Source organism: Pseudonocardia ammonioxydans (assembly GCF_900115005.1).
GTDB lineage: Bacteria > Actinomycetota > Actinomycetes > Mycobacteriales > Pseudonocardiaceae > Pseudonocardia > Pseudonocardia ammonioxydans.
In genome coordinates this window covers 1-11,974 of sequence record NZ_FOUY01000083.1, presented here as the reverse complement: position 1 = coordinate 11,974, position 11,974 = coordinate 1, and the positions used below count along the sequence as shown (strand labels likewise).

The following is an 11,974-nucleotide window of genomic DNA, read 5'->3' as shown; positions in this document are numbered from 1 at the left end:
GATCTGTCACCGCGAACTCATGAAGTCATTCTGAAACCATCTCTTAGAAACGGACCGGTGGCAACACCGGCACCGCGCTCCGTGCCGACTCAACAGTAGGGCCGGTCCCGGCCAGAAGCCATGCCGACCCGGTCGATCCGCAGCAGGCTGCCGTCCACGATGACGTACGCCTTGCGCGCGGCGACCTCGATCGCCTGCTCCAGCGTCGGGGCCATCGCCGCGAGCAGGGCAAGCGCTTCGCGCACGTACCGGTAGACCGTCGACGTGCCGACCTTGAACCCGCAGGCCAGGTCGGCATAGGTCTCGCCCTTACGCAGGTAGGCCATCACCAGCAGGGCCTGGCGGCCGGCGGAGAGCTTCCGCCAGCGCGTCGCCCGCTGGTTGCGGTGCGCACGCAGCGCATCGGCCAGCAGGCCGAGCGCGCGGCTGGACACGGTCATCCCGGACGGGTAAGACAGCACTCTGAAGCTCCTGGTCAGGCGGATTGATCTAGGCAATCGCCCGTCCACCAGGAGCTTCACCCTTTCGAGGTCACGCCACGCCGCACACCCGCTGACCTGCTCATCCAGCAGGTTGGCAAAGGCTCACTCGCGGATTCGAGTCAGAGGGCCCTGTCACGACACGATCAACACCAGGTCATTCCTCGGTGGATCGAGGCTCAGTGACTGAAGTCAGGCGTTCCCTCCTTTCATCATCCAATCCCGAAGCCGCTGGCCCCACGACGCGCGTGGGACCACGGGAGTCCACCGGTGGGAAGCCAGGCGATGCTTGGCTGTGCGGTGAATGCCCCGACAGCGGCGGAGGTGACGGAAAGCGCACATGGTGAGCTCTACAACCTTGGGAAGCGACACGCGTGGATGATTCGGCTGATTCCCTTCGCAGCCGTGCCGTCAAGGGTCGGCACTATTCGCGAAGATCAGGCATTCGACGGCGGCGTCACCTCACGACGGAGGATTTTTCCGGTCGGCCCCTTCGGCAGAGAGTCGACCAGCCACACTTTGCGCGGATACTTGTAAGCAGCGAGATTCTTCTTAACGAAAGCCTTCAGTTCCTCGGGATCAGCCTGATTGTTCGGCTTGAGTGCTACAGCAGCGCCGACTTCTTCACCCAGGTCGGCGTGCTTGATTCCGATGACTGCAGCCTCCGCTACCGCGGGGTGCCCATAGAGTGATTCTTCCACCTCGCGCGGGTACACGTTGTAGCCGCCACGGATAATAAGGTCCTTCTTCCGGTCGACGACCGTGAAAAATCCATCTCGATCTTTAGTAGCGACATCTCCGGTCCGGAACCAACCGTCCACGAATGCCTCGGCTGTAGCGTCCGGCTTGTTCCAGTATCCCTTCATGACGTTCTCACCACGGATCACGAGTTCACCGTTCTCGTCCTCGGGCACGTCGTGGCCCTCATCGTCCACCACGCGCATCTCGCAGCCGCGTACCGGGAACCCGATAGTGCCAGGCCTGCTCGGACGACTAGGCTGATTAAACGAGGCAACCGGGGCTGTTTCTGACAGCCCGTAGCCTTCGAATACTCGGCAACCGAACTGTGACTCGAAATTAGCTAGGACCTCGACGGGCATAGCGGATCCGCCGGTGATACATGTTCGCAACGAAGACATGTCTGCGCCCGTCGCAGCCGGGGAATGTAGTATCGCCGCGTACATTGTCGGGACTCCCTCGAAGACAGTGACCTTGTCCCGTGCGACGACGTGCAGTGCTTTAGCGGGATCGAATCGTGGGAGCAGGGTGAGTGTCGAGCCAGCCCGTACCGCGGCGTTGAGCCCGCAGGTTAGACCGAAGACGTGGAACAGCGGGAGGCAGCCCATGATCACATCGTCTGCAGTGATCTCGATTAGTGTCTCGGCCGTAGTTGATGCATTCGATGACAAGTTGTGGTGGGTAAGCTCCGCCCCCTTAGGCCGCCCGGTGGTGCCAGAGGTATAGAGGATTACTGCCGTATCGTTCGCGGCCCGATTCACTGGCTCGGTGATCGGAATTCCCGACAGCTCTGTTGGGCCTGTCGCCGGGACCTCGATTTCAGTGACCCCGGCGGAATCGGCGGCCTGGGACACCTCGTCGCTGCCGCCGTCCCAGGCATAGACGATCTGCATGCCTGAGTCGTTGAGAAAATATTCGAGTTCGGCGCGCTTGAGGAGAGGATTAAGCGGCACCACGATCGCCCCAGCCAACAACGCCCCGTAAAATACGATCGGGTAAGCTGGCACGTTCGGTAAAACCAGGCCGACGCGGTCGCCAGGATCCACACCTCGTGAACGCAGATCACCTGCCACTGCCGCCGCTCTCGTGTGCAGATCTGCGTAGTCCACGACGTAGTCGTCGAGCTTGATCGCTGGGTGTTCGGGCAGCGAACGGGCGGTTGCGAGGAGGTTCGTGGCGAGGTTCGTCATCATTGACTCCGATACTCGGGGGCCCAATAACGTTGCAGCTGCACTGAGTGCCGGTGGCCCGCGGAGTAGCGCTGCGACGTGCCTGTCCGCCCTTAGAGCTGGCGAACACGCTCGACGGGGCTCGGGCGGCACCAGGATTCTTACTGGAATCACTCGCGCCGGGGACGGGGAAGTGCCACAGGCCGTGGCCGTGTAACGCAGTCCTCGACGTCGAGCAGGCTCCGGAGACCCACTGTTGGCCAGCACCCACGGCTTGGTCAGCGCAGACACCTGGTCGGTAGCCCAGCCACAACTCGACGGCGGAAGTCGGCACGGCGACCCGACCGGTGCGGGGAACGACGCCACTCTCCGGCAAGTCGTGCGGGCGGCGGCACCGTCAACCTTCTCGCGGTACCGGTGTGCGCAGGTTGCATGGATCCTCCGCGAGACCTGAGCTGGCTGCGGGAGGCGTTCGGTTGCGTAGCTGGTGCCCCGCGGGCGAGCCCCTGCGGCGCACAGATCCCGTGGCCGGCGACCGACACGACTAGCCGATGGCATCGGTGGAGTGTCCGGGAGCCAGCGAAGCGCCGGGGTTCAGGTCGACGGCGGCATTGTTGACCGCCGTCGCGACTTCACCAAAGCCGACCGCGATCAACTTCACCTTACCTGGGTATGTAGTCACGTCACCCGCGGCGAAGACTCTCGGCAGGTTGGTGCGCATGCTGCTGTCGACGCGGATCGAGCGGCCATCGAGCTCCAGACCCCAATCCTTGATCGGGCCCAGATTCATCAGGAATCCCAAGGCCGCGACGACTACCTGAGTAGGCAGAGTCTCGGGGCTCTCACCCTTGACCTGTACCTCGACGGAGTCGACTTGGCCGTTCCCGGCCATTGCGTTGACCGACGCGTCGAGCACCAGCCGGCAGTCGCTCGACTCGAGCTGCTTGACTGAATGCTCGTGAGCCCGAAATTGGCGTCGCCGGTGAACAAGGGTCACCGATTTCGCCCGCGGGAGTGCCGCAAGCGCCCAATCGACGGCAGAGTCTCCGCCGCCCACCACTACCACGTTCTTGTCGTTGAGAAGGTCGAGCTTCGGGACGAAGTAGTACAGGCCGTTGTCCAAGAAGTGCTCCGCGGAGCACGGCAGCGGTCGTGGGGTCACCGTGCCGACTCCACTGGTGATGATGACGGCTCCGGCACGGACACTTCGACCTGCCGCTGTCCGCACGGTCCACCCGTGGCCCGTGCGCTCGAGCTGGGTCGCCTGCTCGCCCAGGATGTGGGTCGGCTCGAACTGCGCAGCCTGCTGAACGAGATTGTCGACGAGCGTCTGTGCCTGGACGCCGGGCACGCCGGCGATGTCGTAGATGTTCTTCTCGGGGTAGATCGCACTGACCTGCCCTCCGAGCTGCGGCTGTGCGTCGAGAACGGCGACACGCAACCCTCGGAAGCCGCCGTAGTAGGCGCCGTACAGCCCGGTGGGGCCGGCGCCGATCAGCAGCAGGTCGACGTCGATGTCGTCGGACATGGTCAGTGGCTCCTCGTATGCCTCAGTCGTCGGTCTTCGCGAATCCCGCGACGAACTCGGTGTCGGAAAGAATGCCGTCCACGTTGAAGGAACCGCCGGGCGAACCAAGCTCGGCGAACATCGCTCGTGCCGATTCCTGGAAGGGCTTGTGCGCGTCTCCGGCCTTCTGCGCCGAGGTGATGGCCTCGACCGGGCAGACCGGTTCACATGCCGCGCAGTCGATGCACTCGTCGGGATGGATGTACATCATCCGGTCGCCTTCGTAGATGCAGTCGACGGGGCACTCTTCGATGCACGATTTGTCCTTCACATCGACGCAGGGCGCTCCGATGACAAAAGCCATGATCAACCTTTCGCTCGAGGGCGGGCGGGCCGGTGCCCGCCCGCCCTATGAGGAACCCGTCAGGCTCCGGTGAGTGCGAGCGCGATGTTCTTCTCGTCCTCGGCGCCGAAGCGGTCCTCCATCTCCATCGGCGAGTAGTCCTCGTCGATCACATACACGTTCTGGCCGCGGGCACTCTCGATCGATTCCAGGCGCCGGTTGACCTTGTCCAGGGCGTAGTCACTCATCTCGTCGATCGAGATCCCGAACGGGACATCGCGATTGTTCAGCTCGAACTCGTCGAACAGCCCCACGATCTGCTGGAGCGCAAGCGGCAGCAGTTCCTGCATCCGCTCATCGACGACCTCCCAGTTCTTGTCGTCCGCGGCGACGTGCCGACGGCAGGTGAAGGTGCCCCACGCCATGTGACGGCGCTCGTCGTCACCGATGAGCTTCACGAGCCTCTGCATGCCGGGCAGGATGCCGCGGCTAGCGCAGATCTTGGCCCACACGTAGTATCCGGTCAGCGCCAGTGTTCCCTCGACCACGTGGTTGTAAGTGACCGACGCGCGGACCTGATTGGCCGGTGACGGGTCGTCCAGAAGCGCGAACAGCGACTGAGAGAGCTCGTTCTTAAAGATCGTCTCGTACGCTTCGCTGTACTCGACGTAGCTGTGCAAGTCTGCCGTCTCACCGACCGCGTCGAACCAGAGCCGGAAGCCCTGCATGTGTTTGGCCTCCTCGAAGATGAATTGGGTGAGGTACGCCTCGTCGCTCAGTCGACCCTCGGCGGCCATCGCGTGGGCGAACGGCTGCAGGTCCTGCGTCACCGATTCCTCACCCGCCATGAACTGCGAGGCCAGCACCCGTGTGAGATGCTTCTCGTCGTCTGACATGGCCTCGAAGTCGACCTTGTCCTGGGAGAAGTCGATGTCCTCGGGGTTCCAGAACTTATTGTTGCCCTTGCGGAATAGGCGCATCGGGAACGACTCCATGCGCAGGCCGTGGTGGGACAGGCTGCCCCAACCGGTGCGCTTTGTGTGCTCGATCACGCGCTCGATCGCCATGTGTCTCTCCTCGTTGTTGTGGGGTGGCATCAGAAGCGGATGAGGCCACGGACGTTTCGGCCCGCGCGCATATCGTCGTAACCTTCGTTGACCTCCTCGAGGCGGTACTCGCGGGTGACGAGCTCGTCGAGCTTCAGCTGACCGGTGTTGTAGAGCTCCAGCAGCAGAGGCACATCATGTTGGGCATTCGACGAGCCATAGAGCGATCCGCGGATCTGCTTCTCGTAGAGGGTCATCTCCATCAGCGACCCGGTGAGTGTCTGCTCCTCCGGGTGCCCGATCGCAGTGATCACGACGCGGCCCCGCTTGCCGACCAGAGCCAGCGCCGGCGCGGTGTCGGCGCCTTCTGCGACTCCCGTAGTCACGATGCAGGCGTCGGCAAGCTTGCCGCGGGTGAGCTCACTGACGATCTCCCAGGCGGCATCCGCCGAGTGCGAGACGTGGGTGGCGCCGAACTCCCGAGCCCACTCGCGCTTCGTCTCGACAGGGTCGACGGCGACGATGTTCCGCGCCCCGGCGATTCGGGCGCCTTGGATGGCGTTCATGCCGATACCGCCCGCACCGAGGACCACCACCGTGTCCCCGGCGGTGATCTCAGCGGTCCTGATGCTGCTCCCGTAGCCGGTGGTGACACCACAGCCGATGAGTGCCGCCTTATCCAGCGCGGTCCCCTCATCCACCTTCACCACGGAGGCCATCGGCACCACGGTGTACTCGGAGAAGGTTCCCAACAGGCACATCTGGCCGACGTCCTGGCCACGGGCGTTGAAGCGGTAGCCCCCGTCCAACTGCGGGCCCATCATCACCGCGGCGCCGAGTTCACACAGGTTGGTCATGCCGCGAACACAGTAGGAGCAGCGACCACAGGCGGGCAGGAAAGTCAGGACCACCGGGTCGTCTTCGGCGACTTCCTCAACACCAGGCCCGACCTCCACGATCGTTCCGGCCCCCTCGTGGCCGCCGACGACCGGCAGCGGGAACGGGAGATCACCCGTGACGAGGTGTTCGTCGGAGTGGCACAGGCCGCTAGCGGTGAGCTTGACCATGACCTCACCGGGGCCGGGGGGAGCGAGGTCGATCTCCTCGACTTCCCACTTCTGCCCCAGTCCCCAGAGAACGGCGGCTTTGGTCTTCATGTGTCAACTCTCCTCATCCTTGAGACGTCTGTGTAGATGGTCACAGCGATGTCGTCGGCGGTCACCGGACCGTGCGCGCCAGCACCGGCCTGGCGAGGCCACAAGACGGCCCACGAGACCCAGCCTCGGCCTGTGTGGTGCCAGTTACACTCCGCGCATGTCGTCACCTCACGACGGCGGTCGGCTCACTGCGTCTCGCGGGACACGGATCCCCGTCACGATCTGGATCGCAGTCTGCTGCTGGCTGGCCCTCGCGCTCTGCATCTTCTTCGCTGCGGGCGACGCATTCGCCGACGGTGTTCCGGAGCCGCAGGCGGACGTCGTATCGGCCCAACTCGGCGCAGCGGCCGTCGCCGACCCGCCCACGTTGGCCGCTTCTGGTTTCATCGCGGTCACCGTCGCTCTCGCCATGCTGGGTCTTGTGCTCGCGCTCCTCTGCCGCCGCGGGTGGTCGAGGGTCGGCTTGGTCGGTGTCGGTGCCTTCGCGCTGATCACCCTGGCCTGGGATGGACGTTGGCAGGTTCTCCCCGCCTTCGGCTTGCTCCTTCTCGGTTCCGTGGCCCTGATGCACCCCGCAACCCATCGTGCGCTGCTCACCGAAGCCGAATGAGTAGCAGCGTGCCCCTCAGGAGCATCGGTCGCGCCCGAAACGACGACATCGCGGTGAATTGGCCGCGGCGTGATGACCTGACCACCCTGACCATCAGGGTCGGGGTTGTGCTCTCCCTGCCAGCACTGATCTGGATGACAGGCGCAGCCGAGGGCGGTAATGCCCATCTCGTCGTGCCCCTCGCCGTGGTGACGGTGCTGTACGGGTTCGCTCTGCTCATCGCGCGTGTTATCCGTCTCGGTGACCCGCCTGCATGGTTCGTGACCTCTGCAGACACGACGCTGTCCCTCACCGCGTGCGCCTTTACAGGAGGAGCCCACAGCCTCTTCGTTGCGGTGCTGCCACTGGTGGTCATCGCCGCGAGCCTGCGTGAGGAACCGCGATGGGGGGCGACATTCGCAGTTGCGATCGGCATTGCCTTCACCGCGATCGGCTACTTCACGACTCAGCCGGTGGACCCACGCCCGAACGAGGTCCTGGTCGGCCTGTGGTGGACCATGTACCTCCTGGCGACGGCCAGCCTCGTGGGCGTCTTCGTCCGCCGATTGCGGCGTGGATTCCAGGCTGCTGCAGAGTCCGAGGCGGAGGCGCTCGCCGAGCGCGCAGCACTGGAGGAAGAACGCGATCTTCGAGCCCGACTGCTGGACTCGCAGCAGGCACGTCTGGATGGTCTCCGGGTGATCCTCCACGAGTTCCGGACTCCCATCGTTTCGCTCTCGGCACTTCTCCGCGATGCCGAGAGTCAGGAAACGCCGGTCAAGCCGGCAGCGATCACGCTGCTGTCGGCCCACGTCCGACATCTAGAAGACATGCTCGCCGGTCTGGCCGATGTCGCCCTCGCCGAAGGCAGTCCGGTGGGACGTGTACGGGACCGTAAAGTCCGACTCGATGAGCTTGTGGAAAGCGTGTTCGACGGCGCAGGTATTCCGCCCGAGCGGCGTCTCTCGTTCATTCGACCACCTGAATCAGTCGCGATCTGCGAGCCTCAACGACTCCGCCGAATACTGGTGAATCTCGCCGAGAACGCAGGCAGGATCAGCGGGACCGCCGCAGTCGAGATGTATCTGATACGCGAGAAGGACAATCTCATCGCCGAGGTCCGCGACCGCGGTCCTGGGCTGCCCCCGGACCAGTTGGGCCTGGTGACACGCAAGTACACGAGTTTCGGAGAACGCCGCGGGACGAGCGGGCTCGGGCTGTGGATCGTCGAACAACTGACGTCGGCGATGAATGGGACGCTGACGTTGAACTCACGACATGGGGGCGGACTGGTGACGCGGCTTGTGGTCCCGCTGCGGTGGGCGTGACTGCTCTCACGACTCGCGGGTAAGCAACCTTCCCTCCACAGCCCGCAACACTGTTTCAGCGCGCGTGCCGGTCCCGAGCTTGCGCATGCTGCGCGACAGATATTCCTTCACTGTGTAGTGGGACAGGTGCATACTATCGCCAATCTGGCGATTCGACAGCCCCTTCGCGACAAGACGTAGGATCTCAAGTTCGTTGTTGGAGAATTGACTCACAAGCGAGGTGTCCAGGACCGCCGTAGCAAGCCTGGAATCGATGACGAGATGCCCGTCCGCCACGCGTCGCAATCCCGAGGCCAGTTCGCCGCACAACGAGTCTTTCAGGAAGAAACCACGGGCACCCGCGCGTACAGCGGCGACCACTGCCGCACGGTCCTCGAAACTCGTGAGCATCGCGACTTGAACACCGGGGCGCACGGCAAGGACCTCCTCGACGAGATCGACACCGGAACGCCCGCCGAGGCGCAGGTCGACGATCACAAGATCGGTTCTGTCGCCGGACCTGCAGGCGTCGCCTGCCTGTAAGTAGTGCACCGCCTCTTCACCGGTCCGGAACCCGGCTTCCACGTCGATCGACTCGCGAGAGAGTGCGCGTTTGAGACCCTCGAGTACGATCTCGTGGTCGTCGATCAGGACTGCCGATAGCTGCTCATGACCGGCGCGCAGGGTCACACGCTGCGACTCGTCTGCCCCGGCTGTCATCGCGTTCACTCCCATCCCCGCGTGCCAACGCTGGCACACCGCCCTCTCTGGACGTGCGGCTCACCGCCTCATCTCGCCCCGGCGTGTTCACCCCAGGAGAGTAGTGGTTACCCCGGCCACGACGAACAGCGTGCCGACGATCTGGCACGCCCATGCACCCCTACGTAGTGTGCGCTCGCGTTTCGCTCTGTCCTGCGTGGGCAGGCTCGCGGGCACGAGGTGCCCTGCGTTACGACGTCCCCACACCCCGATCACCACGGTGATGATCCCAAGGGACACGAAGACGACGACGTTGGCCACTACGGAGATCATCGCGGCGGCTCAGTCTCAGCAGGCGGCCCTGCCGGGTCCATCGTCGGAGCGGCATCGGGATCCGCCGGACGGTAGGCATCTGCATAGTCGACATCGGCGTCGCTGATTTGTTGTCCGAGCCAGTCCCGCCACACGGTCAGCGAACGCTCCGTCTGCAGCGCGGACCGCAGCCCGTCGGCAACCTGCTCGAAGGTCGCTGGCACGAACGGGCTAACGGAGTCGACCCGGCCGACGTTCCACCCGTGACGCCCCTGGACCGGGCCAAAGAACTGACCGCTCCCCACGCTGAACGCGGCGTCGGCGACCGGCTGCTCGAGGTCCGCGCGGGCCACCTCTCCGATTGCACCGCCTTTGTCCTTGGTGCTCGCGTCCAGGCTCCACGTGGCGGCGACCTCGGCGACCGGAGCGCCGGCGTTCAGTTGGTCCAGCGCTGCTTGCGCATCCTGTTGGGAGGCGACGACGATATTGCTGATGCTCCGACGTTCGGGGGTGCCGAGGGTGTCCTTGCGCTGATCGTATGCTGTTCGCAGGTCTTCATCGGAGATGGTGATGGTGCCGACTACCTGCTGCATGAGCTCGCCGACCGTGAGCTGCCTGCGGATCTCGTCGCGTACGGCGGGCTCAGATGTTCCCACGTTGCCGAGAGCCTGCACGAATGCGTCCCGGTTTCCGGGTCCGAACTGCTGCTCGATGTACCGGTCGAGTGTGTCTTGGACCTGCTTGTCGGCGACGACGATCTGGCGTTCCTCGGCGGCGTCGTCGAGGATCTCGCTGACCGCGACCGACTTGGCGACGTCCCGGCGGAACCCGTCTGCCTGGGCCGGGTCCTCCGGCGCCTCGACGCCATACAGCGCGCGCAGGGCGTCGATCCGTTGGTCAAGCTGCTCGATGGTCACGACATCGCCGTCGTATCGGAATGCTGCCTCCGCAGGCAGAGCAGTCAGGCGCCACCAGGCGATCCCACCAACCCCGACGAGGAGCACGACGACCAGAGCAGCCGCGAGTGTGCGTCCCTTCGGCATGGCCGGCCCGAGGAGACGGCGGTGCAGCGGTAGCCGCGCGTCACCGCTGCCATCCGAGGTCGCTGCGTCCTCGTCACAGTCAGCCTCGGCGGTCTCTGTGTCCGGCGCTGCTGGGTCGGGCGGGGCGGCGGCGTCGGTGCGGTCGTCGCCAACCGTGTCCTCGTGATCGCTGATCTGGTCCGAGCTGACGGGCTGCGGGTCTGGCTCGGTCGACCCGGCCGCGTCGCCCTGGGCGCTCGAGCAATCCTGGTGCTCGCCGAGGCGCTCAGTCCCATTCACTGGGGCGTTCGCCGCGGGGTCCTCGTTCGCTCGAGGACGGGAGACTCGTTGCTGGGGCATCAGCGCACTCCAACCAATTCGATCTCGGACGGTTCCCGGTTCAACGGGAGAACAGACGATGAGGTGCGGGTCAGCCACACGACGAAACCCGCGGAAGCAAATGCCAACAGCACCGACAGGCTCAGCAATAGCCCGAACTGCACAACGACCGTGAGTTTCGAAACGACAAGCACGGCGTAGCCGGTGGCTGATGCGGCGGCCGCTACCAGCACCGCCTTGGCAAGGTCGCGGTTGGCGCGGCGTTGGGCCTCGGCCAGCAGGACGGCAAATTCGCAGCCGACCGCCGCCGTGAGTGAGCCGAGCGCGACGGTCACCGGGCTGAGCCCGGCGCCGGTTCCCCACAGCACGAGAAGCCCCAGACCGGTCGCCAGTCCTGCGGAGGACACCGCGATCAGGGCGTCTGTGCGGCGACGTAGGCCGACCGCGAGCACGGTACCGGCTGCCGCGATGCCGAGGATGTTCGCCAGGTAGCGGTCCGACGACACGTCCTCATAGGCCGATACCGCCAGCATCGGCAGGCCAGTCAGGTCCACGTGCATGCCGGGCGGCGGTGGTGGGAGGGCGGCAAGGACGTCGTCGCGCAGTTCGCGCAACTGTTCGGCATCACTGAGGCGGGTGCCGAAGGTCAGGACCGCCAGCGAGCGGTCGGCGTTGATCACGCTTCCTGTGAGGTATGGGGGGAGTAGCCGCAATGCGGCATCCACCTGTTCTGCCGTGGGCTCGCCCCCGAGAAACGCCATCATCGATGGCGGCGACACGATGGGTCGCAGCTTGTCACCCTCCTGGGCCACGATAGCCTCCTGTGCTGCGGTCATCCAGCGCATGGCCTCAGGCGTCGCGACGCCGCCGCCAGAGAGCGCGATGGTGAACTCGCCCCCCGTACCCAGCACGTCCTCGACGTGCTTGGCGTCGTTGATGACGGGCAGCCCATCGGCGAAGCCCTGCAGATCAGCGCGCAGGGGCAACTGCGGAAGCAGCAGCCACCCGGCGAGCGCGACGAGCGCAACCCCGGCACCGACGGTCAACCGCACGCGGCGGGACGTCTGTCGACGAGGAGCTGGTACCGGCGGGGCCGCCACTTCGTCGGCGGATGCCGTGGGGAGGAATCGGGTAAGCACGACACCGGCAACCAGTGAGACACCGACACCGATCGCAAGCGTGGCTCCGAGGTCGCGAACCGTGGGGATCGGGCTGAACGACAGTGCCGCGAAACTCGCGGATGTCGCCAGACCGGCTGTGATCACAG

General features: G+C 65.0%; 12 protein-coding genes. 2 read left to right on the top strand and 10 right to left on the bottom strand.

The features are described 5' to 3' along the window. Positions 1-89: 89 nt before the first annotated feature. The 6 genes from BM093_RS33010 to BM093_RS32985 form a co-directional block, all read right to left on the bottom strand. Entirely contained in the window at positions 90-461 is a 372-nt protein-coding gene (locus BM093_RS33010) for a helix-turn-helix domain-containing protein (RefSeq protein WP_245773967.1), read from the bottom strand. Between the two features lie 455 nt (positions 462-916). Continuing rightward, positions 917-2,410 (bottom strand): long-chain-fatty-acid--CoA ligase, encoded by a 1,494-nt coding sequence (locus BM093_RS33005; RefSeq protein ID WP_245773966.1) that lies wholly within the window; start codon positions 2,408-2,410, stop codon positions 917-919. Positions 2,411-2,930: 520 nt separating this feature from the next. Next, a complete protein-coding gene (locus BM093_RS33000; protein ID WP_093356854.1) occupies positions 2,931-3,914 on the bottom strand; it encodes an NAD(P)/FAD-dependent oxidoreductase in 984 nt (327 codons plus the stop codon). A 22-nt stretch (positions 3,915-3,936) separates the two neighbouring features. Continuing rightward, positions 3,937-4,257, bottom strand: a complete 321-nt coding sequence (gene fdxA, locus BM093_RS32995) for a ferredoxin (protein WP_093356851.1) — start codon at positions 4,255-4,257, stop codon at positions 3,937-3,939. Between the two features lie 59 nt (positions 4,258-4,316). After that, complete coding sequence (locus tag BM093_RS32990) at positions 4,317-5,303, bottom strand: R2-like ligand-binding oxidase (protein ID WP_093356847.1); 987 nt, start codon at positions 5,301-5,303, stop codon at positions 4,317-4,319. Positions 5,304-5,332: 29 nt separating this feature from the next. Continuing rightward, positions 5,333-6,439 carry an NDMA-dependent alcohol dehydrogenase gene (locus tag BM093_RS32985; RefSeq protein WP_093356843.1) on the bottom strand — a complete coding sequence of 369 codons (1,107 nt, stop codon included), beginning with the start codon at positions 6,437-6,439 and terminating at the stop codon, positions 5,333-5,335. A 157-nt stretch (positions 6,440-6,596) separates the two neighbouring features. Between BM093_RS32985 and BM093_RS36380 the strand changes: the two genes are divergently transcribed. Together BM093_RS36380 and BM093_RS32980 are read left to right on the top strand one after the other, a co-directional pair. Continuing rightward, the gene (locus BM093_RS36380) at positions 6,597-7,049 is read left to right on the top strand and encodes a hypothetical protein (RefSeq protein ID WP_177238864.1); all 453 of its coding nucleotides are present in this window, start codon (positions 6,597-6,599) and stop codon (positions 7,047-7,049) included. After that, positions 7,046-8,356, top strand: coding sequence for a sensor histidine kinase (locus BM093_RS32980; RefSeq protein WP_177238863.1), 1,311 nt, complete (start codon positions 7,046-7,048; stop codon positions 8,354-8,356). Before BM093_RS36380 ends, BM093_RS32980 begins: the two co-directional genes overlap by 4 nt. A gap of 6 nt (positions 8,357-8,362) precedes the next feature. On the opposite strand, the gene BM093_RS32975 is transcribed toward BM093_RS32980, so the two are convergent. From BM093_RS32975 to BM093_RS32960, 4 genes are all read right to left on the bottom strand, one after another. Then, complete coding sequence (locus BM093_RS32975; RefSeq protein WP_177238862.1) at positions 8,363-9,025, bottom strand: response regulator transcription factor; 663 nt, start codon at positions 9,023-9,025, stop codon at positions 8,363-8,365. Positions 9,026-9,142: 117 nt separating this feature from the next. Beyond that, positions 9,143-9,355 carry a hypothetical protein gene (locus BM093_RS32970; protein ID WP_245773965.1) on the bottom strand — a complete coding sequence of 71 codons (213 nt, stop codon included), beginning with the start codon at positions 9,353-9,355 and terminating at the stop codon, positions 9,143-9,145. Between the two features lie 8 nt (positions 9,356-9,363). Continuing rightward, the gene (locus BM093_RS32965; RefSeq protein ID WP_093356825.1) at positions 9,364-10,728 is read right to left on the bottom strand and encodes a peptidyl-prolyl cis-trans isomerase; all 1,365 of its coding nucleotides are present in this window, start codon (positions 10,726-10,728) and stop codon (positions 9,364-9,366) included. Then, positions 10,728-11,974, bottom strand: a 1,247-nt coding sequence (locus BM093_RS32960; protein WP_177238861.1) for an MMPL family transporter, incomplete at its 5' end; no start/stop codon positions are given. The genes BM093_RS32960 and BM093_RS32965, both read right to left, overlap by 1 nt.

Bases quoted from the DNA above. Each gene is read 5' to 3' on its own strand.
- BM093_RS33000 (WP_093356854.1), bottom strand. From the start codon at position 3,914: ATGTCCGACGACATCGACGTCGACCTGCTGCTGATCGGCGCCGGCCCC.
- BM093_RS32990 (WP_093356847.1), bottom strand. From the start codon at position 5,303: ATGGCGATCGAGCGCGTGATCGAGCACACAAAGCGCACCGGTTGGGGC.
- fdxA (WP_093356851.1), bottom strand. From the start codon at position 4,257: ATGGCTTTTGTCATCGGAGCGCCCTGCGTCGATGTGAAGGACAAATCG.
- BM093_RS32965 (WP_093356825.1), bottom strand. From the start codon at position 10,728: ATGCCCCAGCAACGAGTCTCCCGTCCTCGAGCGAACGAGGACCCCGCG.
- BM093_RS33005 (WP_245773966.1), bottom strand. From the start codon at position 2,410: ATGATGACGAACCTCGCCACGAACCTCCTCGCAACCGCCCGTTCGCTG.
- BM093_RS32985 (WP_093356843.1), bottom strand. From the start codon at position 6,439: ATGAAGACCAAAGCCGCCGTTCTCTGGGGACTGGGGCAGAAGTGGGAA.
- BM093_RS36380 (WP_177238864.1), top strand. From the start codon at position 6,597: ATGTCGTCACCTCACGACGGCGGTCGGCTCACTGCGTCTCGCGGGACA.
- BM093_RS32980 (WP_177238863.1), top strand. From the start codon at position 7,046: ATGAGTAGCAGCGTGCCCCTCAGGAGCATCGGTCGCGCCCGAAACGAC.